Raw genomic sequence first — 22,901 nt, forward strand, 5'->3', positions numbered from 1 at the left:
GATGAAAATGTTGCTTAAAAAATTGGGTCAGCTTTCCAGTGAGTATCTGGATCGTTTCAGTGGAGCAGACGAGCCGACCCTGTATTACAATCCGAATGGTGTATTTTCAGGACTCATTGAGCGCTTACCGCAGCTGCAACAAAAATATCGTCCTACACCTTGGTTAGCCAATGCACACGCACATATTCTGTATTTCGATTTAATTAAAAAACGTACCATTAAGCTGAAATATGACGCGCTTGAACAGCTGAAAATGTCAGATGGCGGAATTACCGGTATTGCCTGGTATGGACTGGATCTTCCTGCAAATACCCCTACCATTGTTTTATTGCATACGATAACCGGTTCTCCTGAATCAATGCGTGAACTGGTTCGTGATCTGCATAAATATACGGGTTGGCGTGTTGCATTGTGTTTACGCCGTGGTCATGCAGACTTACCCATGCCTGTGCCTAAAATGAACCTGTTTGGTTCAACTCAGGATTTGCGTGAACAACTCTTGTATATACAGGACAGATTTCCTCAGTCCGATCTCTATGGGGTTGGCTCTTCTGCGGGTACGGGATTGTTAGTGCGTTATCTGGGCGAAGAGGGTGAACAAACCCCATTAAAAGCAGCTTTTGCTTTATGTCCTGGCTATAACACTGAAACTGGTTTTGCCAATGTGCATCCGTTTTACAGTAAAGTTATGGCCAAAAAACTGATTAAGCGCTTTATTCATCCTTATCAGGAAACCTGGCAGGTCTGCCCAAGCTGGAAACAGTTATTAGAAGTTAAAGATCTGTCCGAATTTGAAAAACTCTATTTTGAACTGGCCGGATTTACGGATTATGCCAGTTATACCCAGGCAACCAATCCGATTTATGTATTTGAAAGTATCAAAATTCCGCTGATGATTTTAAATGCGGAGGATGATCCGGTTTGTCACATCCGAAATTTAGAACCTTATAAAGAAAAAATTCGGGCGATGTCCAATATTATGGTGATTACCACCAAAAAAGGCAGTCATTGCGGCTTTTATCAGGGCTTGATGCAAACCGAATCTTGGGCTACCCGACTAATGGCAGACTATTTGATTCACTTATCTCGTGCACCGGCAACAGTATCTGCTTAAAAAGTTCCAATAAAAAACCCAGCATCTGCTGGGTTTTTTGATGAATGATCCTGTAATTAGTCAAGTGCTGGCATCGCTGCGGCAATCGCGTCAGCAACCGCATCATCCTCAGACTTGTTTTCTGGATTTGAATTGGTTTTAGGTGTGGTCTCAGCAGGCTTTGACGCAGGTTCTTCGCGGGTTTCAGGCACTGGTGCCGGCTCAGTAGTTTCTGGTTTTTTGATTTCACGACGGATTTCAGTCGTGGTGTTTTCAGTTTGCTCACGTTGAATTTCAACCGTTGGCGCTACTTCCTCTTCAATTGCCGCTGGCTCTACAGGTTCAAGCGGTTCAAATTGCGTTGGTTCTGGAGTCGAGATTTCAGATGCTGGAGTAACTTCTACTTGCTCTTCTTCTTTTGGTGCTTCTTTTTTTACACACGCAGTTAATGTCAGGCCAGTCAGGATTAGGGTGGAGATTAAAAGTTTCTTCATCATCATTGCATCAAACATAAAAGTGTGGAGTGGATACACTATTATAGCAGCAAAATGCAAGATAGAAATCATATGAACTTACTGTAATTTTTTATAGGAATTGCTGTTAGAATAGTCAATTGTTTATTGTTCTTTGAATTGATGCGGATTGACTTTGCTTTCTAGGTACAAGGTAAAGTAAAATTGCGCAACATTGCAGGCCGATTTAGGCTCGATTGTACGAGAAACCCAATGACCCATTTTATTTTCGTTACTGGTGGTGTAGTTTCATCACTAGGTAAAGGTATTTCAGCTGCTTCTGTTGCTGCACTTTTAGAAGCTCGTGGTTTAAAAGTGACCATGGTAAAAATGGATCCATACATTAATGTCGATCCAGGGACAATGAGCCCATTCCAGCATGGTGAAGTTTTTGTTACAGAAGATGGTGCTGAAACAGACTTAGACTTGGGTTACTACGAACGTTTCTTGCGTCGTGCGAAAATGACCAAACTAAATAACTTCACATCAGGCCGTGTTTACCAGGATGTTCTAAACAAAGAACGCCGTGGTGACTATCTAGGCGGTACTGTTCAAGTTATTCCACACATTACTGACAATATCAAAGAGCGTGTACTTCGTGCAGGCGAAGGTTATGACGTTGCGATCGTAGAGATCGGCGGTACTGTAGGTGACATTGAATCTCTCCCATTCATGGAATCTGTACGTCAGTTAATGGTTGAACTTGGTCATAAACGTACCATGTTAATGCACTTAACGTTACTCCCATACATTAAGTCTGCAGCAGAATTAAAAACCAAACCAACACAGCACTCTGTTAAAGAACTCCTGTCGATTGGTATTCAGCCAGACATTCTCATCTGTCGTACAGAGTACGATGTAGATGCAGATACTACGCGTAAGATTGCATTATTTACCAACGTTGAAGCACGTGCCGTTGTGGTATGTAAAGACGCACGTTCGATCTACCAGATTCCACGTACATTCTACGAACAAAATGTTGATGATTTAATCTGTGAACGTTTTGGTTATAACGATCTTCCTGAAGCTGATTTAACAGATTGGGATAACGTTGTAGAAGCATTACTGAACCCTGAATACACCGTACGTGTTGCAATGGTCGGTAAATACGTTGAACTTCCAGATGCTTACAAATCTGTCAACGAAGCACTTTTACATGCGGGTATTCAAAACCGTGTGAAAGTTCAGATTGACTACGTAAACGCTGAAGAGCTTGAAGGCCAAGATGTAGCAGAAGTATTGAAAGATGCTGATGCGATTCTAGTTCCTGGTGGTTTCGGTGAGCGCGGTACTGAAGGCAAAATGAAGGCGATTCAGTTCGCACGTGAGAACGGTGTGCCGTTCCTCGGTATTTGCTTGGGTATGCAGTTGGCTGTGATCGAATACGCACGTAATGTTGCTGGTATTGCAGACGCGACCTCGACTGAATTTAACCGTTCAACCAAATCTCCATTGATTGGTTTAATTACTGAATGGTTAGATGAGCGTGGTGAAGTTCAGCAACGTTCTGCTGATTCTGATCTGGGTGGCACGATGCGTTTAGGCGCGCAAAAATCTGAACTGGTTGCAGGGACTAAAACTGCAGAAGTTTATGGTTCTGAAGAAATCATCGAGCGTCACCGTCACCGTTACGAGATGAACAACCGTTATATCCCAGTGCTGGAAGAAAAAGGCATGAAGATTTCTGGTTATTCTCCGGTACAGCATCTGGTAGAAACTGTTGAAATTCCTGCACATCCTTGGTTTATTGCAGTACAATTCCACCCGGAATTTACCAGCTCGCCACGTGATGGTCACCCATTATTTGCAGGTTTCATTGATGCTGCGAAAAAGCAGTACCAAAAAACCAAATAATCGGTGCGTAGGACACAACTAGGGAAGTTTAAATGTCGCAATTAAAACCACAAGAAATTGTACGTTTGGGCGATATACAAATGGCAAATCATTTGCCATTTGTATTATTCGGCGGAATGAATGTACTTGAATCTAAAGACCTGGCTTTTGAAATCGCAGAGACTTATGTCGATATCTGTACACGTTTGGGCATTCCTTATGTGTTCAAAGCCAGCTTTGATAAAGCCAACCGTTCAAGCCTGAACTCTTTCCGTGGCCCAGGCCTGGAAAAAGGTCTCGAGTGGTTAGCTGACATTAAAAAACACTTTAATGTGCCGATCATCACCGATGTGCATGAGCCGTATCAAGCGGCTCCTGTTGCAGAAGTGGCAGACATTATTCAATTGCCAGCTTTCTTAAGCCGTCAGACGGATCTTGTGGAAGCCATGGCAAAAACGGATGCGATCATCAACATCAAAAAAGCTCAGTTCCTGGCTCCGCACGAAATGCGCCATATTCTGCATAAGTGTCTGGAAGCTGGAAATGACAAGCTGATTATTTGTGAGCGTGGTTCGGCATTTGGCTATAACAATCTGGTTGTAGATATGCTGGGCTTCGACATCATGAAAGAGATGAATGTGCCGGTGTTCTTTGATGTGACCCATGCCTTACAAACCCCAGGCGGCCGTGCAGATTCTGCCGGTGGTCGTCGTGCGCAAATTACAACGCTTGCGCGTGCGGGTATGGCAACGGGTCTTGCTGGTTTGTTCTTAGAGGCACACCCAGATCCGGAAAAAGCCAAGTGTGATGGTCCATGTGCGCTGCGCATGTCTCAGCTTGAGCCTTTCCTGGCACAGCTAAAAGAATTGGATACCTTGGTCAAAGGTTTCGAAAAGTTAGATACACACTGAGTTTATCACTCTTGCGCTGCCGTATAGGCAGCTCATATTAATCAACTGAGGAATAGTTCATGAGCCAAATCGTTGACATTCGTGCACGTGAAATTTTGGACTCTCGTGGTAACCCTACCATCGAAGCAGACGTAATCTTAGCATCTGGCGTAGTTGGCCGTGCATGTGCACCATCTGGTGCTTCAACTGGTTCTCGTGAAGCTTTAGAACTTCGTGATGGCGATAAAGCGCGTTACTTAGGTAAAGGCGTTAAAACTGCGGTAAATAACGTAAATACGTTAATCCGTGACGCTTTGGTCGGTAAATCAGTATTCGAACAAAAAGACATCGATAACACGATGATCGCGCTTGACGGTACTGAAAACAAAGAAAAACTAGGTGCAAACGCAACTTTGGCAGTGTCTTTGGCTGCTGCTCGCGCTGCTGCTGAAGAAAAGAAAATTCCTCTTTTCCAATACATCGCAGATCTTCGCGGTCAAACGATTCTAACTATGCCTGTACCAATGATGAACATCATCAATGGTGGTTCACATGCAGACAACAACGTCGATATTCAAGAATTCATGATTGAGCCAGTAGGCTTCACTTCATTCTCTGAAGCGCTACGTGCCGGTGCTGAAATCTTCCATTCACTTAAATCAGTATTAAACAAAAAAGGTTTAAACACTGCGGTAGGTGATGAAGGTGGTTTTGCACCGAACTTACGTTCAAACGAAGAAGCAATCACAGTTATTCTTGAAGCAATTGGTCAAACTGGCTACAAAGCAGGTTCTGACATAATGCTTGCGCTGGATTGTGCATCTTCAGAATTCTACAAAAATGGTCAGTACATTCTTGCAGGTGAAGGCAACAAAGCGTTCACAAGCAACCAGTTCTCTGACTATTTAGCAGGTCTTGTAAACCAATACCCAATTATCTCGATTGAAGATGGTCTGGATGAATCTGACTGGGAAGGCTGGTCTTACCTGACTTCTATTCTTGGTGACAAGATCCAGTTGGTTGGTGACGATTTATTCGTAACGAATCCTAAGATTTTACAACGTGGTATTAATGAGAAAGTTGGTAACTCGATCTTAATCAAATATAACCAAATCGGTACCTTGACTGAAACTTTAGATGCCATCTATCTTGCAAAAGAAAATGGTTACTCTACTGTAATTTCACACCGTTCAGGCGAAACTGAAGATTCAACGATTGCTGATCTTGCAGTAGGTACAGCGGCGGGTCAAATCAAGACTGGTTCACTTTGCCGTTCTGACCGTGTAGCGAAATATAATCAATTACTTCGTATTGAAGAATTGACTAATGCTGCATATCGCGGTAAAGCTGAGTTCAAAGGTTTGAACTAAGCGACTTATGTCAATGTTAAATGTATTCGACTCGACTGCGAGTAAAGTACTGTTGGGCCTTGCGATCATTTTGATCGCAGGGTTTCAATATTTATACTGGTTTGGTGAAGGTGGTTATCATGATCATCAGCAACTGACCCAGAAAATCCAGCAACAAATGGAATTGAATGATGAACTAAAAGAGCGTAATCGCGTTCTGGCGGCAGAAGTTTATGATTTGAAGAATGGTATTGAAGCCATCGAAGAACATGCGCGTTTAGATCTTGGCCTGATTAAGCCACGCGAAACTTTTATTCAAATGAGCACGATCAGTACTCAATATAAACCGATCTATCTTAATCCTAATTCTAAAGTAGACCTGCGAACCAATGAGTCAGCTGAAGCACCAACCACACCCTAAACTTTGGGCCATTCTTCCAGCTGCAGGTTCCGGTAGCCGTTTCTCCAAAACAGAACTGAAACAATATCAGATGATTCAAGAGCGAACTGTTCTTGAACATACGGTGGCTCGTCTGAATCAACTACCTTTGACAGGTTATGTTCTGGCGATTGGTGAACAGGACAACGTCGCAAAAACGCTACCATTTTCCAGTCTGGAGAAAGCCCATTTTTCTTTGGGTGGTGCCGAGCGGGTGAATTCCGTGTTAAATGCACTGAACTATTTATCTCAAATCGCTTCTGAAGATGAGTGGGTGCTGGTACATGACGCGGCGCGTCCCTGTGTTAGTCAGGATTGTCTGCAACAACTGGTCAATACGGCAATTTTACAGGATCAGGCTGCGATTCTGGCGATTCCAGTAAGAGATACACTTAAGCGTGTAGTAACCAATTTTGATATTGAGGAAACAGTGGATCGTTCAATGCTCTGGCAGGCACAAACACCACAAATGGCGAAACTGGGAGTCTTAAATCGTGCTATTCAACAAGCATTGAAAGATGGTGCTACGATTACTGATGAAGCCAGTGCGCTGGAACATATCGGTGAGCCGGTGAGTGTAGTACAAGGTCGTTCCGATAATATTAAAATTACCTATCCGGATGATCTGGAACTGGCCAGGCTGATTTTACAGGCTCAGGCTTAAAAATATATTCAAATAATATTTAAATAAAAGCAGAATAAATCTGGCTATAGCGATCTATTCGCTATAGCTTTCACTTATAATTTTGCCATCATTCTTTTTCACCTTTTGGCCAATGATACCTTCACAGCAGTATCGGTTTTTACGTCACTCTTTGCGTGATGGACGTAGTATTAATCCGCAAGATTCATCTCGATGGACCAAGTTGCACCTTGATCCATGGTTATTGTGCTTTCTGGTTCTCAATGCAATTCTGGGTTTAATGGTGGTGTATAGCGCGACCTCCGAAGACTCTGGCATGGTGGTGCGTCAGGCGATCAGTTTCGGGATTGGCTTTGTGCTGCTGTTTATCTGTGCGCAGATTCCACCGAAAGTCTATCAGGCGATTAGTCCATACCTGTATGCCTTTGGCATATTCATGTTGTTGTTGGTCTTTGTGATTGGTGAAAAACGTTTAGGTGCAACCCGCTGGATTACCTTGCCGGGGGTGGGAAGCATGCAACCGAGTGAGGTGATGAAATTTGCCATGCCTTTGATGATGGCCTGGTATTTTGCACGTAAGCCATTTCCTCCCAAATTTTTGCATATTGTCGGGGCTTTGATTTTATTGGGTGTACCATTTGTTTTGGTGGCACTTCAGCCTGACTTGAATATTGGTTTGGTGATTCCCGGTATTTTTGTTCTGTTTTTAAGTGGGATGTCTTGGCGTCTGATTGGTGGTGCAGCAGCGGCGGTAGCTGTGGCAGCTCCGGCTGCATGGATGTTCGTTCTACAAGAGTATCAAAAAAAACGTATTACCACGTTGTTTGATCCGGAGTCAGACGCCTTGGGCGCGGGCTGGAATATTATCCAGTCCAAAATTGCCATTGGTTCAGGCGGTTCCACAGGCAAAGGCTATACCGAAGGTACGCAATCGCATTTGGGTTATCTCCCTGAACATCATACTGACTTTATTATGTCGACTTATGCCGAAGAATTTGGTTTTATCGGTGTTTTTCTGCTGTTTAGTTTATTCACTGCCATTATTATTCGCTGTCTGATGATTGGTTTAAACAGCTTTCATAACTTTGGCCGTTTATATGCTGGAGCCATGGGACTGACTTTTTTCTTCTTTGTATTCTTAAACTCAGGCATGGTGAGCGGGATTTTACCTGTGACCGGAGATCCATTGCCGCTGATGAGTTATGGTGGAACAGCGGTAATTTCCATGCTGGCCGGGATGGGCATTGTGATGTCGATCCATACTCATCGATAAATCATTCTAAAAGTCGGACTGGTTCCGGCTTTCTTATAGACTTAAAATAAGTTGTTTTAAAAATCCTGTTGGGCCAGAAGAAAAAAGAAGAATATTTTAGAATTCGTATGAAATTAAAAAAGCCCTCACGTGAGGGCTTTTTTAATTTCATACTTTAACTGAGGAACCAGGTGTAATAGCCCCAGATCATTAAAGGCCAAGCTAAAAATGGACTAAACAGCCATTTCCAGAACCAGTGGTGTGGCATAAATCCGACACCATGGACAAAGCCTCCAGAAATACCAATCATGATATACATCATGGCACTGTGGCTATATTCACCATTGGCATCCAGCATTGCAGAAGGATGAACCAATAACACGGCTGCGAGAGGAAAAGCCAGGAGGCAGGAAATCATCATCGCAAATTTGTTTGGTTTCTTGTCTACAACGGTTTTCTCAAGCGCAGCTTCGGTCATGTTTTATTCCTCATCCAGGTCTTGGTGTTGTTCCATGTAAATGGCAGCAATCACACTGGCAAAACAGGCCATCAGTACACCCAGAATCCAAGCAAAATACCACATAGTTGTCTCTCCTTAAGACACAGCCCTTAGTACAGGCTATGTGAATTATCTTCAATGTGTTTGTTGGTGATCACGCCCCACATCTTGTAATAACACCAAGTAGTATAGATGAGGATCAATGGAACAAAGATACAGGCAGCAACGGTCATCACGGTTAAGGTATTTTTACTGGATACCGCATCCCACATGGTCAGACTTGCAACCGGGTTAACACTTGAAGGCATCAGGAAAGGGAACAGGGCAAAACCTGCAGTCAGGATTGCACCGATAACTGCCAGAGATGAACCCAGGAAGCTCAAGCCTGCTTTGTTTTTACCTCCTGCTAGTACAATGATCAAGCCACCCAAAATGCCGGCAATAGGCGCTGCCATCGTGATTGGATAAGTCGAATAGTTATTCATCCAGCCTGGATTGGCATTGGTCAATACTTCTTTGGCCAGCGGATTGGCAACACCATTGGTATCAAAAGGTGTAACTAAGGTATAGCCCTGAATGCCACCAAAATACAACCATGCACCGGCTGCCAGGAAAGTTGCTAAATACACTAGTCCCATGATTTGTGTTGCTTTGGCAGAACGTTGGCGTAGGTCACCATCAGTACGCAGCATTAACCATGCACCACCATGTGCACACAGCATCGATAAACTGACCAGACCACAGACAATTGCAAACGGATTGAGCAGGGCAAAGAAGCTACCAGTATAAGTAGAACGTACAGTTTCATCTAAAGTAAATGGTACACCCAGGAACATGTTGCCGAATGCCACACCGAAGACCAATGCAGGCACTGCACCACCAATGGCTAGACCCCAGTCCCATGAATTGCGCCATTTGGTATTTTCCAGTTTTGAGCGATAGTCAAAACCGACCGGACGCAGGAATAGGGCAAACAGTACCAGCAACAGTGCCCAGTACATGCCAGAGAAGGCGGTTGCATAGACCATTGGCCAGGCAGCGAACAAAGCACCGCCGGCAGTAATAAACCAGACTTGGTTACCGTCCCAGTGCGGCGCAATGGTATTGATCGCTGCACGGCGCTCGCTATCATTTTTGCCCACAAATGGCATGATCGCCATGGAGCCCATATCGAAGCCGTCGGTGAGGGCAAAGCCAATCAGCAATACGCCTACCAGCACCCACCAAATGATTTTTAATAATTCATATTCGATCATGCTTGAGTCTCCCCATTTGACTTTTCTGCAGCTGCAAGCTTTTCAAAATGGTATTTACCAGTATGCAGTGAGCTTGGGCCAAGACGTGAGAACTTGATCATCAGATACATCTCGATAATCAGTAACACGGTATAGAATGCTGCCAATGCGAGGATTGAACCCCAGACATCACCTGTGCTTAAGCTTGATGCTGAAAGATGCGTCGGTAATACCTCACCAATAGTCCATGGTTGACGACCTACTTCTGCTACATACCAGCCAGTTTGCGCAGCAACCCAAGGTAAAGGCAGTGCAAATAATGCAAATTTCAATAACCATGGTTTGTTTTCAGCATTACGTTTTGCTACCGCAAAAGTTGCCAGTGCAAATAGAAGTAGCATCAGGAAGCCGGAAGCTACCATGGCACGGAATGCCCAGAACAGGCTTGGTACGTGTGGAATAGTGTCTTTAGCAGCTGCTTTGATTTGCTCTTCAGAAGCATCAACGACATTTGGTGTGTATTTTTTCAGAAGTAGACCGTAACCTAAGTCTTTTTGGCTTTCTTCAAAAGCGGTTTTCAGTTCTGGAGACTGATCACCAGCACGTAATTTTTCCAGTTGTGAATAGGCCACCATACCATTACGGATACGCGCTTCATGCTGAACCAGCAGGTCCTTAATACCTGTAACTTGTTCAGTCGTAGAACGTGTAGCAATCAGACCCATTACATAAGGAATTTTCACTGCATAATCTGTAGTCATGGTTTCCTTATTCGGGATACCGAACAAAGTAAATGGCGCAGGTGCAGGGTGAGTATCCCATTCTGCTTCAATTGCTGCCAGTTTGGTTTTCTGTACATCGCCCAGCTCATAACCTGATTCATCACCCAGTAAAATCACCGAAAGTGTAGAAGCAAGCCCGAAGATGGCTGCAATGGCAAAAGAACGGCGTGCAAAAGGCAGGTCACGTTTTTTCAGCATGTAGTAACTTGAAATAGCCAGGACGAATATGGCACCTGTGACATAACCGGCAGATACGGTATGCACAAATTTAACTTGAGCGACCGGGTTAAAGATCAATGCAGCAAAGTCCACCATTTCCATACGCATGGTTTCATAGTTAAATGCCGAACCGACCGGGTTTTGCATCCAGCCATTGGCGACCAGAATCCAGAGTGCGGACATGTTTGAACCCAAAGCCACCAGCCAGGTTACTGCCAGATGTTGCACTTTGGACAGGCGATCCCAACCAAAGAAGAACAAGCCAATAAACGTCGATTCAAGGAAGAAGGCCATCAAACCTTCAATCGCCAGCGGTGCACCGAAAATATCACCGACATAATGCGAGTAATAAGCCCAGTTGGTTCCGAACTGGAACTCCATGGTCAGGCCGGTGGTTACCCCTAAGGCAAAGTTAATACCAAACAGTTTTCCCCAGAACTTGGTCATGTCTTTATAGATTTCTTTGCCGGAAATCACATAGGTGGTTTCCATAATGGCAAGTAGAAAAGCCAGGCCTAAAGTCAGTGGAACAAAAATAAAGTGATACATCGCGGTCATGGCGAACTGGAACCGCGAGAGATCGACCACGCTTTCAGAAATCATCAACGTGTCTCCTGGATTTGGGAAGGATTGCCGGCGATACGCTCGGCGACTTGGTTGTCAAAATTTTTAGGAATCGTAGGCGCATCAAACCAGATATTTTTAATTATCATGAGTAAAATAACCTTGATAATTAAAATAGCAGTTATTTCTCTAACCACTCTCTGGTTTAGATTTTTGGGAACTAAGCTCATTCGACTAAGCCTGTTATATGACTTGTTGTATATTATTAATCTATTGTAACTAAAAAATAAATAGACGATACAGTTTAAATAAATATATATTTACAAGTATCTGAAAATAAAAAATATATATTTATATGAGTTAAAATTTATTCTAAATATTTTTTATTATTTTATGTAATTTTATTGGTTTTTAAATCCGACTAAAATGCTTATATTTATATATTCGAATGTAGATTGTTTTAGTTGGATTAATATTTTTTAATCTGATTAAAATGCTTGGTTTTAAAATAAAGAATAAAATTAATCAAACTAAATTGGTTGGTTTTATAAGAGTTGAATATCAGTGTCACAATCTTTCTCACCATATTTATATTGATAAAAAACACACCAAAAAAAGAACATGCTGGAGGCATGTTCTTTTTAAGCTTTGTGAGGGAGACTGGACTTAGAAGTCGTAACGCATGCCTAGAGAAAGACCTAGGCTGTCTTCACCGCGTGCGCCACCTACAGCATTGGTACGACCTTGTGCCCAAGGGGTAAGGTTTGAGTTTTCATCATTTAGTACAGTTGCTATGTTGCCATAAATGCGGACTGTTGGATCTAAACGGTGTTCAAGTCCGATTGCCAGTAAAGTTGCATTCGCATCATCGGCATCGACATCGCGGTGGAATACTTCACCACGGAATGAGGTTTTTGGTGCAAATTTATATTCACCGGCTACACCAAATACTTGTGCATCTGGGTTTGCTTCAGAATTATCATGTTGAAGGAATTGGTATAAACCGCCCAGATTGAATTCAGGGGTGATTTTGTAAGCACCAGCAATACGGAAACCATCGCGTTCGCCACGACCTGCATCTTCTTCATAATGTTCATAGGTAGCAGCAAAATCAACTTTACCTTCTTTATAGGTTAAAGCGAGATCGTATGCTTTATCATCGCGATTATCTTTATTGGTAGTAGTTGTGGTTCCCGGTACGACTACTGTTACTGGACCATTCACAGTTTCAATTACAGTAGTTTTTGGTGAAGACGTTGACACGCTATCAGGGCTATTACCTTCGTGTAAAGAAAGTGCTGCTAAAACATTAAAGCCGCCGCCAAACTTAGGTGATTTATATTCAATGGTATTGTTATTACGTTCATCAAAACGCAAGTTGCCAGCACGTGTGACGTTACGAACATCACCGACCATATCACCAAAGAAGTTGACCGGGCCACGTGCTACTTTGAATGGGCTGTCAAAACGGCCGATACGCGCTTGACCGAAATCACCCTTTAAACCAACAAAAGTATCGCGAGTTGCAAATTCAACATCATCGTTTGCAGAACCACTTGCAAAGTTAATTTCCTGTTCGATTTGACCAAATACGGTCATACCATTTTCTAATTTTTGTTCAGCTTTAAAACCCAAGCGTGAAGAATTTGAAGAAAGACCTACTTCGTTATAATCCTGGCCATCATCCAGATAATCTAAAGAAACGTGTGCACGACCATACACTTTAACATCAGCAGCAGCTGCCATCACTGGTGTTAAAATTGTTGCCCCGATTGCTAATGCAGATAACGTTTTTTTCATGTGTTGCTCCAATAAAGACTTTTTTATTCATCGTCTTAAAAACAAGTTTCAGTATTGTTTTGAAACATCTACTGCTCTATTGGTGCCAAGTATTCATTACAAATAAGTCAATATGATTAAGGAAATATTTCAGAAATATTAAAGACAATCATTGTCTTATTTTTTGTAAGATTATGAGTTGGGTAAGCAGGATTGCTGCAAAACCTAAAAAATAGGCTAGGTGACTTTTACTGATATTTTATTGGCTTAATCAAGAGTGAAATACATTAGACATAAAAAATGGAGCCGAGGCTCCATTTTTAGATATTAAGAATAGCTTAAAGGGCAGCTTTAATTTTCTCAGCCAGCGCTTTAATTTTTTCCTGGTCGCCCATCTGTGCAGCATGTTTGCCCAGATTATGCAAAGAGGTAGGAACCAGATGGAAATGTACGTGTGGTACGGTCTGACCCGCTGCGGCCCCTGATAATTGCATCAGCACGATACCGTCCACACCTAAACCTTTTTCAATGGCTTTTGCAACTTTCTGTACGATCTGAATCGTATAGGCTGCAGCTTCAGGGGGTAGATCCAGTAAAGTGATCGCCGGAGTTTTCGGAACCACGAGAGTATGACCTTCTGCCTGAGGCATGATGTCCATAAATGCAAGAACCTGGTCATCTTCATACACTTTTATCGCAGGAAGTTCACCGCGTAGAATTCGTGCAAAAATATTCTGATCATCATAAGTCATAAGTATATTCCTTGAGCGTCATTAAACTGAATTATTTACAGTTCAATTCTTTCTGACGATCTTTGATCGCGTCAAGACGTTGTTGCTCTTTTTCCGAGAATTTTGGCTTGGTTGTATAGCAATTGTCATTACCAAACTTGGCTTTTGCTTCAGGATCTTTGAAACAGAAACCTTTAGACGCATAAATCACGTCATGATCATTTTTTAATTTTTTGCACTCTTGTTCAGATGCAAGAACCGATGTTGAAGCCCCGAACAAAGTTGCAAAGCCAATCAATGCTGCAACAGAAAATTTCTTCATGAGAGTTTCCTCTGGGTTATCCACTATATGTGCCTGCCTACTAGTCACAATATGAGGTTTCGTTATCATTATTCAATGGCGAGATATTACTCGATGGTAATATTACTCCATGATTCATACATTTTCACAGCACTGGAAAAATCACTGTTTTTATCCGACAGATCGCTGGCCGCCTGAATCAGATTCTGGGTCAACGAGAGCACAGGCGCAGAAAGTTTGGCTTCACGTGCAAGGTCGATTGCAATGCCTGTATCTTTGGCCAAGAGTGGCAGGGCAAAGGTTACAGGAAAACTGCGGTTTAAAATACGCTGTGGCAATACGGTTTCAGTCACCATACTTTTACCACTTGAAGCATTAATACAATCCAGTGCTTCATGCAGGTTTACCCCATGCGCTTTCAAGGTAGTAAAGCCCTCAGCAACGGCACACAGGTTTACAGCCATTAACATATTATTTACGGCCTTCACTGCAAAACCCGCGCCAGATTCACCGACATGCTTGATCAGCTTGCCAAATGCCTGCATCGCAGGAAGGGCTTTTTCATAGCCCTCTGCATTACCGCCCACCATCACGGTTAATGTACCATTTTCAGCACCAATGGTTTGACCGCTGACCGGTGCATCCAGAAAGATTACCCCATGTTCAGCCAGTTGTACTGCCAGTTTTTGGGCAGAATCCGGTACACCACTGGTGCAGTCGACCCAGACTGAACCGGATTTAAGCGACAGATTTTCCAGAAGTCGTTCAACGTCAGCGCTGGTGGGCAGGCAAGAAAAAATTACATCTGCCTGTACGGCCTGTTCCAGTGTGACGGCTTGGGTGCCATATTCAGCCGCATGTTGCTCTGCTTTGTTAAAGCTGCGGTTCCAGACATAGACCGTATCAAAATGCTTGGGTAAGTGTGCTGCCATACGAAAACCCATTGCACCTAGGCCGATAAATGCCACTGACTGAATCATGCTGTACCCTCTGAATATGTTTAAAGCTATTTAATATTTTTTTCTGGTGCGGGGAATCTACACTAAACATCAAGACGTGTAGAGCGCTGCACCAGCCAGGTCGTCATTTTGGGCCAGAATGTATTTGCCGTTTTCTGGTTCGACATTAGTCCAAGATGACCACCCGGTATAAGAGTAAACGTCTTATCTTGGCTACTTGTCAATTCCATCAAAGGCTTAGCTGACTGTTCTGTGACAATCTGATCGGTTTGACCTGCACCTACCAACAGGGAGCAGCTGATATTTTTAAGATCAACGACACGGCCATCCAAAGTGATAGAACCCTGTTTTAAAGGATTTTGCAGCCATAAATGCAGCACCATGTCCTGATTAATCCCACCTGGATAATCAATCATCTTGTTCAGGAAATTTCCCATGGTGGCGTGTTCATAGACATCTTCGACATGATCTAGATTTAACAGAAACTGTTTCTGGCTTTTGAGCCAGCCAATCGGATCGAGTAATTTAAAGCCCAAGGCATTTACAATACCCGGCGTATGAATATATTGCTTTGGAATCAGTCCTTGATGAATGGCTTGTTGCAGATTTTTGTTTTTAGAAATTAGTTTGTTTGTCGTAGAAAAAAGTTTGCCGACACGTCCTGACGCATAACTGTCGATAGGACTGCCCACCACGATCAGATTCTTGACATGTTCAGGCGAATGCAGGGCGGTATAGAGCGTGACAAACACGCCAGCCATACTCCAGCCATGCAGGGAAATGAACTGACTGCCCGAATGCTTGCAGATGGTTTCAATGGATTGAGGAATGGCTGCATCAATAAAAGATAAAAAGTTCAGGTGGCGATGTTTAAAGTTAAAACGTTTCCATTCCACCAGATAGACATCAAAACCGCTATGCTGAAAATGCTTGACCAGAGAGCGATAAGGATACAGATCATAGATATCCATCTTAATCGCCAAGGGTGCGATGAAGACCAGAGGCTCCTTATATTTTTTCTTGGGTGAAGCGTAATAGCGAATCTTGCAAAACTCGGTGCCGGCAATATATTCAAAAGGGGTTTTTTGCGACAGGATCAGTGAGGAGGCATTAAACACCCGGGTGCTGAGGTGTTTCAATTTTTTTTGCTGGCGCTGAAAGTTTTGTTTTAACTGAATCATGTAAATAAAATATCCGTATCCGCGGGAGGATTGATCGAAGTCTAAGCAATAATCGCTTATTATGCCTTGACCTGAAATAGCTTAGGCGCTCAAAATGTTGGCAAATTTTTACAAAAGGCAGCCTGAGGGCTGAGGTAAAGCGATGAGCCAGCAAGACGATATTTCTTACCAATTAGAAACTTTAGCCATTCGTACCGGTCATACCCGCACTTTTGAAGGTGAGCATGGCGAACCGATTTTTCTAACATCGTCTTTTGTGTATGAAAATGCTGCAGAAGCCGCAGCTAAATTCTCAGGCCAGGAACCGGGCAATATCTATTCTCGCTTTACCAATCCGACCGTTGCCATGTTTGAAAAGCGTCTAGCTGCACTTGAAGGTGCAGAGCGCGCCGTCGCCACCAGTTCGGGTATGGCAGCCATTATGGCAGTGATGATGGCTTTTTTAAAAGCGGGTGATCATGTGATCTGTTCACGTGCTGTCTTCGGCTCTACGGTTTCCATGTTTGAAAAATATGTCGCAAAATTTGGCGTCAGCGTTGATTTCGTTGATTTGACCGATCTTGATGCATGGAAAAATGCCATCAAGCCTGAAACAAAAATTCTCTTTGTTGAATCTCCATCGAATCCTTTAGCGGAAGTAGCCGATATACAGGGACTCGCTGATATTGCGCATGCCAATGATGCTTTACTGGCGATTGATAACAGCTTCTGTACACCGGTGTTACAACAACCAATCAAATTTGGTGCAGACCTGGTAGTGTATTCTGCGACTAAATATCTGGATGGTCAGGGCCGCGCCTTGGGTGGTGCTGTCGTAGGTAATCACAAGTTACTAGAAGAAATCTTCGGCTACGTGCGTACCACAGGCCCGTCAATGAGCCCATTCAATGCTTGGGTCTTCCTGAAAGGCTTGGAGACACTACGTTTGCGTATGCGTGAACATTCAGCAAGTGCTCAGCAACTGGCTGAATTTTTGAATCAGCATCCAAAAGTAGAAAAAGTATATTATGCGGGCCTGCCTGAGCATGTCGGTCATGAACTGGCAGCAAAACAGCAGAGCGGTTTTGGCGGTATTGTGTCTTTTGAAGTCAAAGGTGGCCGTGAGGAAGCGTGGACTGTCATTGACAATACCCAGTTTATTTCGATTACCGGCAATCTGGGCGATGTAAAATCGACTATTACCCATCCGGCGACCACGACACACGGTAAATTGTCGCCTGAAGCCAAAGAAGCCGCTGGTATTCGTGAAGGTTTAATTCGCGTATCTGTTGGTTTGGAAGAGATTGGTGATATTATCCAGGATATTCGTCGCGGTTTAGACCTGATTTAATTTTATAAATTTATGTTCGGAGATATTTATGAACATTAACATGTTGATGCAGCAAGCTCAGCGCATGCAGAAAGAAGTTGAAAACAACGTAAAAAAAGCCAAAGAAGAGCTTGCGCAAACTGAAGTGCATGCCGAGGCGGGTGGCGGTCTGGTGAAAGTAACCATGACTTGCCGTAACGTAGTGAAGCGTATCGAAATCAATCCTGAATTACTTCAGGATGATCCAGACATGATCGAGGACCTGATTGCAGCTGCAATGAATGATGCAGCACGTCAGGCAGAAGTGGTATCTGACGAAAGAATGAAAGCAGCGAACTCAGGCATGGGTTTACCGCCTGGTCTTGCAGGTATGTTCTAAGGAAGAATGCGCAATGTTTAGTGATCGTTTTGATCAACTCGTTCAAGCATTACGCATTTTGCCAAGCGTTGGGCCAAAATCGGCTCAACGTATGGCATTGCATATGATCATGAAAAATCGTGAGGGTGCTATTGGTCTGGCACATGCGCTGACTGAGGCAACCAATCACATTCATGAATGTTCAGTCTGTCATTCTCTGACCGAAGACGAAGTCTGCAATATTTGCAGCTCTCTGGATCGTGATGATGAACTGCTCTGTGTAGTGGAATCACCTGCAGATGTCATGGCGATTGAGCAAAGTGGTAGTTTCAGAGGTAAATATCATGTATTGGGCGGACATTTATCGCCACTGGATGGTATTGGACCAGAAGAAATCGGTATTCCGTACTTGTTACATCGTTTGGCCAATGGTCAGGTAAAAGAGGTGATTCTGGCAACCAATGCTACTGTAGAAGGTCAAGCCACGGCACATTATCTGGTTGAGGCCAGTAAGCATTTACCGATCCAGATGACCCGAATTGCCCAAGGCGTACCTCAAGGTGGTGAGCTGGAATATGTCGATAGCCATACCTTGAGTCAGGCAGTACATAACCGGATGCGCATGAAGTAAGCTGAGCTTAAATATCTTGTTAGTTTTAATATAAAAAAGATATTAATTAGAATATAAAACCTGATAAGTAAGCGCCATTTTTTGGGAAATAGGGCAGAATTGACCTTATTTTTTATACAAAAATTCTATAGATCAGTTAATATGGATCTATCGAGAATCTAATCTTAGACTCAGTTCTATGTTTCAATTTATTCAACATCAAAACGACTTAACTCATGTACTGAAGCTGATGGATCAGAATTCAGTGTATGGGCTGGATACCGAGTTTATCAAGGTTGATACCTTATGGCCTAAGCTGGGTGTTTTTCAGATTAACGTAGACAACAAGGTCTATTTGTTGGATGGAACCACGCTGGATCTGACTGAGTTCCTTAATAAAATTTTTAACGCACAGCAGAATATTTTTCATGCTTGTAGTGAAGATATCGATCTGATTTATCACTATACCCAGAAGAAATCGCTGAGTAATGTATTTGACACTCAGGTTGGCATGTCTTTTCTTGGGCATGGTCTGCAAGTCAGCTATCAAAATGCATTGAAGCAGATGCTGGAAGTCGATATCGAAAAAGACCAGACCCGTTCTGACTGGTTGGCGCGTCCACTCAGTTCCGAACAGTTGCTCTATGCTGCCAATGATGTGCATTATCTGGTGCAACTGTCAGAGAAAATTAAACAGGATCTGGATTCGAAAGATCTGCTGGATTTTGCCTTGCAAGATTGCCGTTTTCTGACTCAGGAAATTGGCGAAGATACCCCAACTGCCTTGTTGTATCAGGATGTCGGCAATTACCGGCATTCACGCCGTCAGCTGATGCAATTGCAGCAATTAATGGTTTGGCGTGATCAGATTGCCAAAGCACTGAATCAGCCACGCAGTTTCATTTTGAAAAATGCCAGCATGATTGATCTGGTGGAAAAATTCCCGCGCAATAATTTCCAGCTGAGTCATGTGAAAGACATTCGTTCGAATGTGGTTCGTGAGCATGGCAAAACCATTTTAGATTTACTGAAATTCCTGCCGGAGCCGGCAAACTGGCCTTTACGTCTGGCACGTCCAATTCGCCATTCTTCTAAAGATATCGGCGAAAAAATTGATTCAATTATTCAGAATGTCGTCAATGAAACCTCAATTCCGAAAGAAGTCCTGATGCGTAAGAAATGGCTGAATGCCTTGTATCAGCATGTAGTCTTTCATAAGGACGAGCAGGATCTGCCGGATTATCTACTTGGCTGGCGCTATGAGTTATTAACTCAGCCACTGATTCAGGTATTGCATCAGGATGAATCTTATCTGTCTACCCAGATGAAAGTCAGCGAGTGATTGGTTGCAGGATTGGTTAAAGAAAAAGCAATTATACAAAATCACGACTGATGCATGAGACGTGGCTAATGTTTCTGTCTTTTTTTTGATGTATCCTTGCGGTTGTTTTTCCAGAAAAGTCGTTTGAAATATGCAAGTGTCTATCTACAAATCCAGCAAAAAAAGTGAAATGTATCTGTATGTGGCGCGTCCTGCGAATGAAAGCGAAGCTGAAACATTCGAGCCTTTAAGTGTATTAACTGAAGCAGTACAGGCAGCATTTGGACGTGCGACTTTTGTCATGCATCTTGAATTAAGCGAATCACGTAAACTGGCACGTGCCAATGTCTTGCATGTCATGGATTCTATTGAAACCCGCGGGTTCTTCCTGCAAATGCCGCCAGAAGGCTTGATTGATCCAAACGCTGTGGCACCAGAAGGTTTACGCGGTGCTTAATGTTAATTCAGGAGTTGTGAAATGAATGGTTATGTGGCTGTATTAGACTCAATTCCTGAACAGAGCATTGCCGTAGCAGTTTATCTGCTCGGCAGCCTGATTGCTTTATGGTGCTGGTATGGCGTAACCAAGCACCTGCCTAAACCTGCGGGCGGTTTTTTGTGGATTGTGGCCTTTGCCATTCTGCTAACACCGACGGTATCTGAGGGGTCGAATGCGTCCATTGCACCTGCGATTTTCGGTCTGTTATTTGGGATGCTGACCAAAGAGCAATCCCTGGTTTGGATTAATGCGTCACTTATTTTATTTGTCATTGGGATTGGATCTGTGATTGGCTATTGCTGGTCGATCTATGTGTCGAACAAAAGCAATATTCGTGTTCACGAGAAAAGTTCACCGCTGTAAGTAAAAAATAAGGTTCAATCATGTCTGCTGATATTCAACAATTTTCAGGTACCGATCAGTACATCGCGACTGACAGTTTAAAACTTGCGGTGAAAGCTGCACGCAGTTTGCAAAAACCGTTGCTGGTCAAAGGTGAGCCGGGTACAGGTAAGACTTTACTGGCCGAGCAAGTTGCAGAAAGTCTGGGTTTGGAACTGATCACCTGGCACATCAAGTCTACTACCAAAGCACAGCAAGGTCTGTATGAATATGATGCAGTATCGCGCTTGCGCGATAGCCAGTTGGGTGATGACCGTGTCTATGACATCAAGAACTACATCAAGCCGGGCAAATTGTGGGAAGCATTTACCAGTGAAGAACGCTGTGTTCTGCTGATTGATGAAATTGACAAGGCAGACATCGAGTTTCCAAATGACTTGCTGCATGAACTCGATAAAATGTCGTTCTATGTGTACGAGACAGGCGAGACCATTACCGCAACTCAGCGCCCAATCGTGATCATTACCTCAAATAATGAAAAAGAATTGCCAGATGCTTTCCTGCGTCGTTGCTTCTTCCATTACATCGAATTCCCAGATGAAGCCACCATGCGTGAAATCATTGATGTGCATTTTGCCAATATCTCGACCACACTGGTGAATGAAGCCTTACAGGTTTTCTTTAAATTGCGCCAGATTCCGGGTTTAAAAAAACCACCTTCAACGTCTGAACTGATCGACTGGCTCAGTCTACTCATGGCTGACGACATGCCGGAAGATATTCTGCGCAATACTGATAAATCTAAAGCAATTCCACCTTTGTACGGTGCATTAATCAAGAATGAGCAAGATGTGCAGTTGCTCGAACGTCTAGCATTTATGTCACGTCGTTAAGGGAGAAACACGCATGTTTGTGCGACTGTTTTATACCTTACGCAAATACGGCGTGCCGGTATCGACTCGTGAGCTGATTGACCTGAATCAGGCGGTTGCTGCAGGTCTGGTTTTTGCCGATCAGGATGAATTCTATCAGCTGGCCAAAACCGTCATGGTCAAGGACGAGCGCTATTTCGATAAGTTCGATCGCGCCATGAAAGACTATTTTGATGGTATCGCGACCTTTGATCTGGATGAACTGCTAAATCAGGTGCATAAGCTGCCCAAAGACTGGTTTGATCTGGAGTTGCTGGAAAAGCATTTGACCCCAGAGCAGCGCGAAGAGCTGAAAAAAGCCGGATCGCTGGAAGAGCTGATGAAAATGCTAGAAGAGCGTCTGCGCGAACAGCATAAAAAACATCAGGGCGGTAACAAGATGATTGGTACTGGCGGGACTTCACCTTTTGGGGCTTATGGTGATCATCCTGAAGGTGTGCGTATTGGCGGGCCGGGGCGTAAACGTTCCGCAGTAAAAGTCTGGGAACAGCGTCAATACCGCAATCTGGATGATGAACAGATTTTAGGTAGCCGTCAGATGCAGATGGCATTGCGCCGTCTACGAAAATTTGCCCGTCAGGGTGCAGCCGAAGAGCTGGATATTGATGGAACGATTCGTGAAACGGCCAAGCAGGGTATTCTGGATGTACAACTGGTGCCGGAGCGTCGTAACCGCATCAAAGTTTTAATGCTGTTCGATGTCGGTGGTTCGATGGATGCGCATATTGCCCAGTGTGAAAAGTTGTTCAGTGCTGCGAAAACCGAATTCAAAACCCTGGAATATTTTTATTTCCATAACTGTCTGTATGACTATGTCTGGAAAGACAATGTCCGTCGTTCCAGTTCACGTATGAATACCTGGGATTTGTTCAATACCTATGGGCGCGATTATCGCGTGATTGTAGTCGGTGATGCCAGCATGGCACCCTATGAGCTGAATTCTGTCGGTGGTTCGGTTGAATATATGAATGATGAGGCTGGGCAAGTCTGGTTGCAGCGTCTACGTCAGCATTTTGATAAAACCGCTTGGCTGAATCCTGAAGAAGAAAAATACTGGCATTACACCCATACTATTGGTCTGATCCAGCAAATATTTGAAAATCATATGTTTCCAATGACGCTGAAAGGCATTGAAGACATGACTAAATATCTGGCGCGTTAATTCCATTTATCTATAAGTGACTTTAGTTAGAGTTATTAGTGATTTAAAAAAAATTATTCTAGTATAAAGTCACTCATTATCTCTTATTTAAAATTTCAGGCATGATT

General features: G+C 43.4%; 26 protein-coding genes. 15 read left to right on the forward strand and 11 right to left on the reverse strand.

The window, feature by feature from the left end; translation table 11 throughout:
- Nucleotide 1 precedes the first annotated feature (1 nt).
- Entirely contained in the window at nucleotides 2–1,114 is a 1,113-nt protein-coding gene (locus J7649_RS02630; protein WP_086044730.1) for a YheT family hydrolase, read from the forward strand.
- A 56-nt stretch (nucleotides 1,115–1,170) separates the two neighbouring features.
- Here the strand turns inward: J7649_RS02630 and J7649_RS02635 are convergent, their stop codons facing one another.
- On the reverse strand, nucleotides 1,171–1,593 hold the full coding sequence (locus J7649_RS02635; protein ID WP_373683213.1) for a hypothetical protein: 423 nt from the start codon (nucleotides 1,591–1,593) through the stop codon (nucleotides 1,171–1,173).
- A gap of 225 nt (nucleotides 1,594–1,818) precedes the next feature.
- Here J7649_RS02635 and J7649_RS02640 point away from each other — a divergent pair, with 225 nt between their 5' ends.
- The 6 genes from J7649_RS02640 (at nucleotide 1,819) to rodA (ending at nucleotide 8,032) form a co-directional block, all read left to right on the forward strand.
- A complete protein-coding gene (locus tag J7649_RS02640) occupies nucleotides 1,819–3,459 on the forward strand; it encodes a CTP synthase (RefSeq protein WP_004278723.1) in 1,641 nt (546 codons plus the stop codon).
- 32 nt (nucleotides 3,460–3,491) lie between these two features.
- Nucleotides 3,492–4,349, forward strand: a complete 858-nt coding sequence (gene kdsA, locus J7649_RS02645) for a 3-deoxy-8-phosphooctulonate synthase (RefSeq protein ID WP_004278721.1) — start codon at nucleotides 3,492–3,494, stop codon at nucleotides 4,347–4,349.
- A gap of 59 nt (nucleotides 4,350–4,408) precedes the next feature.
- Nucleotides 4,409–5,698, forward strand: coding sequence for a phosphopyruvate hydratase (eno, locus tag J7649_RS02650; RefSeq protein ID WP_004278719.1), 1,290 nt, complete (start codon nucleotides 4,409–4,411; stop codon nucleotides 5,696–5,698).
- 7 nt (nucleotides 5,699–5,705) lie between these two features.
- Nucleotides 5,706–6,098 (forward strand): septum formation initiator family protein, encoded by a 393-nt coding sequence (locus J7649_RS02655; protein WP_004645271.1) that lies wholly within the window; start codon nucleotides 5,706–5,708, stop codon nucleotides 6,096–6,098.
- Complete coding sequence (gene ispD, locus J7649_RS02660) at nucleotides 6,067–6,780, forward strand: 2-C-methyl-D-erythritol 4-phosphate cytidylyltransferase (RefSeq protein WP_219309250.1); 714 nt, start codon at nucleotides 6,067–6,069, stop codon at nucleotides 6,778–6,780. Before J7649_RS02655 ends, ispD begins: the two co-directional genes overlap by 32 nt.
- A 112-nt stretch (nucleotides 6,781–6,892) precedes the next feature.
- The gene (rodA, locus tag J7649_RS02665; RefSeq protein ID WP_004645269.1) at nucleotides 6,893–8,032 is read left to right on the forward strand and encodes a rod shape-determining protein RodA; all 1,140 of its coding nucleotides are present in this window, start codon (nucleotides 6,893–6,895) and stop codon (nucleotides 8,030–8,032) included.
- Between the two features lie 154 nt (nucleotides 8,033–8,186).
- On the opposite strand, the gene J7649_RS02670 is transcribed toward rodA, so the two are convergent.
- The 10 genes from J7649_RS02670 to J7649_RS02715 all read right to left on the reverse strand — a co-directional run bounded on the left by J7649_RS02670 (nucleotide 8,187) and on the right by J7649_RS02715 (nucleotide 16,261).
- Nucleotides 8,187–8,489: a cyd operon YbgE family protein gene (locus tag J7649_RS02670; RefSeq protein WP_219309252.1), complete on the reverse strand. Its 303-nt coding sequence runs from the start codon at nucleotides 8,487–8,489 to the stop codon at nucleotides 8,187–8,189.
- Between the two features lie 3 nt (nucleotides 8,490–8,492).
- Complete coding sequence (gene cydX / locus J7649_RS02675; protein ID WP_004278713.1) at nucleotides 8,493–8,594, reverse strand: cytochrome bd-I oxidase subunit CydX; 102 nt, start codon at nucleotides 8,592–8,594, stop codon at nucleotides 8,493–8,495.
- Between the two features lie 26 nt (nucleotides 8,595–8,620).
- Nucleotides 8,621–9,766 (reverse strand): cytochrome d ubiquinol oxidase subunit II, encoded by a 1,146-nt coding sequence (cydB, locus tag J7649_RS02680; RefSeq protein ID WP_219309254.1) that lies wholly within the window; start codon nucleotides 9,764–9,766, stop codon nucleotides 8,621–8,623.
- Nucleotides 9,763–11,349 carry a cytochrome ubiquinol oxidase subunit I gene (locus J7649_RS02685; RefSeq protein WP_064095306.1) on the reverse strand — a complete coding sequence of 529 codons (1,587 nt, stop codon included), beginning with the start codon at nucleotides 11,347–11,349 and terminating at the stop codon, nucleotides 9,763–9,765. Before J7649_RS02685 ends, cydB begins: the two co-directional genes overlap by 4 nt.
- Entirely contained in the window at nucleotides 11,349–11,540 is a 192-nt protein-coding gene (cydP, locus tag J7649_RS02690) for a cytochrome oxidase putative small subunit CydP (RefSeq protein WP_004645265.1), read from the reverse strand. The genes J7649_RS02685 and cydP overlap by 1 nt, the downstream gene beginning before the upstream one ends.
- A 436-nt stretch (nucleotides 11,541–11,976) precedes the next feature.
- Entirely contained in the window at nucleotides 11,977–13,110 is a 1,134-nt protein-coding gene (locus J7649_RS02695) for a porin (protein ID WP_219309256.1), read from the reverse strand.
- Between the two features lie 317 nt (nucleotides 13,111–13,427).
- Nucleotides 13,428–13,841 carry an HIT family protein gene (locus J7649_RS02700; RefSeq protein WP_004278705.1) on the reverse strand — a complete coding sequence of 138 codons (414 nt, stop codon included), beginning with the start codon at nucleotides 13,839–13,841 and terminating at the stop codon, nucleotides 13,428–13,430.
- 31 nt (nucleotides 13,842–13,872) lie between these two features.
- Nucleotides 13,873–14,142: a YARHG domain-containing protein gene (locus J7649_RS02705; protein WP_004278704.1), complete on the reverse strand. Its 270-nt coding sequence runs from the start codon at nucleotides 14,140–14,142 to the stop codon at nucleotides 13,873–13,875.
- An 86-nt stretch (nucleotides 14,143–14,228) separates the two neighbouring features.
- Entirely contained in the window at nucleotides 14,229–15,101 is an 873-nt protein-coding gene (locus J7649_RS02710; protein WP_219309257.1) for an NAD(P)-dependent oxidoreductase, read from the reverse strand.
- 62 nt (nucleotides 15,102–15,163) lie between these two features.
- Nucleotides 15,164–16,261 carry an alpha/beta fold hydrolase gene (locus tag J7649_RS02715; protein WP_219309258.1) on the reverse strand — a complete coding sequence of 366 codons (1,098 nt, stop codon included), beginning with the start codon at nucleotides 16,259–16,261 and terminating at the stop codon, nucleotides 15,164–15,166.
- Nucleotides 16,262–16,403: 142 nt separating this feature from the next.
- On the opposite strand from J7649_RS02715, the gene J7649_RS02720 reads away from it, so the two are divergent.
- From J7649_RS02720 to J7649_RS02755, 8 genes are all read left to right on the forward strand, one after another.
- On the forward strand, nucleotides 16,404–17,591 hold the full coding sequence (locus J7649_RS02720) for an O-succinylhomoserine sulfhydrylase (RefSeq protein WP_005100072.1): 1,188 nt from the start codon (nucleotides 16,404–16,406) through the stop codon (nucleotides 17,589–17,591).
- 28 nt (nucleotides 17,592–17,619) lie between these two features.
- The gene (locus J7649_RS02725) at nucleotides 17,620–17,949 is read left to right on the forward strand and encodes a YbaB/EbfC family nucleoid-associated protein (protein ID WP_004278699.1); all 330 of its coding nucleotides are present in this window, start codon (nucleotides 17,620–17,622) and stop codon (nucleotides 17,947–17,949) included.
- A 13-nt stretch (nucleotides 17,950–17,962) separates the two neighbouring features.
- Nucleotides 17,963–18,559 carry a recombination mediator RecR gene (gene recR, locus J7649_RS02730; RefSeq protein WP_005100074.1) on the forward strand — a complete coding sequence of 199 codons (597 nt, stop codon included), beginning with the start codon at nucleotides 17,963–17,965 and terminating at the stop codon, nucleotides 18,557–18,559.
- 178 nt (nucleotides 18,560–18,737) lie between these two features.
- Nucleotides 18,738–19,880, forward strand: coding sequence for a ribonuclease D (locus tag J7649_RS02735; protein WP_004278697.1), 1,143 nt, complete (start codon nucleotides 18,738–18,740; stop codon nucleotides 19,878–19,880).
- A 130-nt stretch (nucleotides 19,881–20,010) separates the two neighbouring features.
- The gene (locus J7649_RS02740) at nucleotides 20,011–20,316 is read left to right on the forward strand and encodes a YcgL domain-containing protein (RefSeq protein ID WP_004278695.1); all 306 of its coding nucleotides are present in this window, start codon (nucleotides 20,011–20,013) and stop codon (nucleotides 20,314–20,316) included.
- A 21-nt stretch (nucleotides 20,317–20,337) separates the two neighbouring features.
- Entirely contained in the window at nucleotides 20,338–20,721 is a 384-nt protein-coding gene (locus tag J7649_RS02745) for a hypothetical protein (protein ID WP_184413068.1), read from the forward strand.
- 20 nt (nucleotides 20,722–20,741) lie between these two features.
- Nucleotides 20,742–21,593, forward strand: a complete 852-nt coding sequence (locus tag J7649_RS02750) for an AAA family ATPase (RefSeq protein ID WP_005262763.1) — start codon at nucleotides 20,742–20,744, stop codon at nucleotides 21,591–21,593.
- 13 nt (nucleotides 21,594–21,606) lie between these two features.
- Entirely contained in the window at nucleotides 21,607–22,794 is a 1,188-nt protein-coding gene (locus J7649_RS02755; RefSeq protein ID WP_219309259.1) for a vWA domain-containing protein, read from the forward strand.
- Nucleotides 22,795–22,901: the final 107 nt, after the last annotated feature.

The sequence above is a fragment of the Acinetobacter lwoffii genome (genome assembly GCF_019343495.1).
GTDB classification, from domain to species: Bacteria; Pseudomonadota; Gammaproteobacteria; order Pseudomonadales; family Moraxellaceae; genus Acinetobacter; species Acinetobacter lwoffii_P.

Bases quoted from the DNA above. Each gene is read 5' to 3' on its own strand.
- J7649_RS02670 (WP_219309252.1), bottom strand. From the start codon at position 8,489: ATGACCGAAGCTGCGCTTGAGAAAACCGTTGTAGACAAGAAACCAAAC.
- J7649_RS02655 (WP_004645271.1), top strand. From the start codon at position 5,706: ATGTCAATGTTAAATGTATTCGACTCGACTGCGAGTAAAGTACTGTTG.
- cydX (WP_004278713.1), bottom strand. From the start codon at position 8,594: ATGTGGTATTTTGCTTGGATTCTGGGTGTACTGATGGCCTGTTTTGCC.
- kdsA (WP_004278721.1), top strand. From the start codon at position 3,492: ATGTCGCAATTAAAACCACAAGAAATTGTACGTTTGGGCGATATACAA.
- J7649_RS02695 (WP_219309256.1), bottom strand. From the start codon at position 13,110: ATGAAAAAAACGTTATCTGCATTAGCAATCGGGGCAACAATTTTAACA.
- J7649_RS02705 (WP_004278704.1), bottom strand. From the start codon at position 14,142: ATGAAGAAATTTTCTGTTGCAGCATTGATTGGCTTTGCAACTTTGTTC.
- cydB (WP_219309254.1), bottom strand. From the start codon at position 9,766: ATGATCGAATATGAATTATTAAAAATCATTTGGTGGGTGCTGGTAGGC.
- J7649_RS02720 (WP_005100072.1), top strand. From the start codon at position 16,404: ATGAGCCAGCAAGACGATATTTCTTACCAATTAGAAACTTTAGCCATT.
- J7649_RS02715 (WP_219309258.1), bottom strand. From the start codon at position 16,261: ATGATTCAGTTAAAACAAAACTTTCAGCGCCAGCAAAAAAAATTGAAA.
- J7649_RS02740 (WP_004278695.1), top strand. From the start codon at position 20,011: ATGCAAGTGTCTATCTACAAATCCAGCAAAAAAAGTGAAATGTATCTG.
- J7649_RS02755 (WP_219309259.1), top strand. From the start codon at position 21,607: ATGTTTGTGCGACTGTTTTATACCTTACGCAAATACGGCGTGCCGGTA.
- J7649_RS02700 (WP_004278705.1), bottom strand. From the start codon at position 13,841: ATGACTTATGATGATCAGAATATTTTTGCACGAATTCTACGCGGTGAA.
- J7649_RS02750 (WP_005262763.1), top strand. From the start codon at position 20,742: ATGTCTGCTGATATTCAACAATTTTCAGGTACCGATCAGTACATCGCG.
- J7649_RS02685 (WP_064095306.1), bottom strand. From the start codon at position 11,349: ATGATTTCTGAAAGCGTGGTCGATCTCTCGCGGTTCCAGTTCGCCATG.
- recR (WP_005100074.1), top strand. From the start codon at position 17,963: ATGTTTAGTGATCGTTTTGATCAACTCGTTCAAGCATTACGCATTTTG.
- J7649_RS02735 (WP_004278697.1), top strand. From the start codon at position 18,738: ATGTTTCAATTTATTCAACATCAAAACGACTTAACTCATGTACTGAAG.
- rodA (WP_004645269.1), top strand. From the start codon at position 6,893: ATGATACCTTCACAGCAGTATCGGTTTTTACGTCACTCTTTGCGTGAT.
- J7649_RS02630 (WP_086044730.1), top strand. From the start codon at position 2: ATGAAAATGTTGCTTAAAAAATTGGGTCAGCTTTCCAGTGAGTATCTG.
- J7649_RS02710 (WP_219309257.1), bottom strand. From the start codon at position 15,101: ATGATTCAGTCAGTGGCATTTATCGGCCTAGGTGCAATGGGTTTTCGT.
- cydP (WP_004645265.1), bottom strand. From the start codon at position 11,540: ATGAGCTTAGTTCCCAAAAATCTAAACCAGAGAGTGGTTAGAGAAATA.
- eno (WP_004278719.1), top strand. From the start codon at position 4,409: ATGAGCCAAATCGTTGACATTCGTGCACGTGAAATTTTGGACTCTCGT.
- J7649_RS02745 (WP_184413068.1), top strand. From the start codon at position 20,338: ATGAATGGTTATGTGGCTGTATTAGACTCAATTCCTGAACAGAGCATT.
- ispD (WP_219309250.1), top strand. From the start codon at position 6,067: ATGAGTCAGCTGAAGCACCAACCACACCCTAAACTTTGGGCCATTCTT.
- J7649_RS02725 (WP_004278699.1), top strand. From the start codon at position 17,620: ATGAACATTAACATGTTGATGCAGCAAGCTCAGCGCATGCAGAAAGAA.
- J7649_RS02640 (WP_004278723.1), top strand. From the start codon at position 1,819: ATGACCCATTTTATTTTCGTTACTGGTGGTGTAGTTTCATCACTAGGT.
- J7649_RS02635 (WP_373683213.1), bottom strand. From the start codon at position 1,593: ATGATGATGAAGAAACTTTTAATCTCCACCCTAATCCTGACTGGCCTG.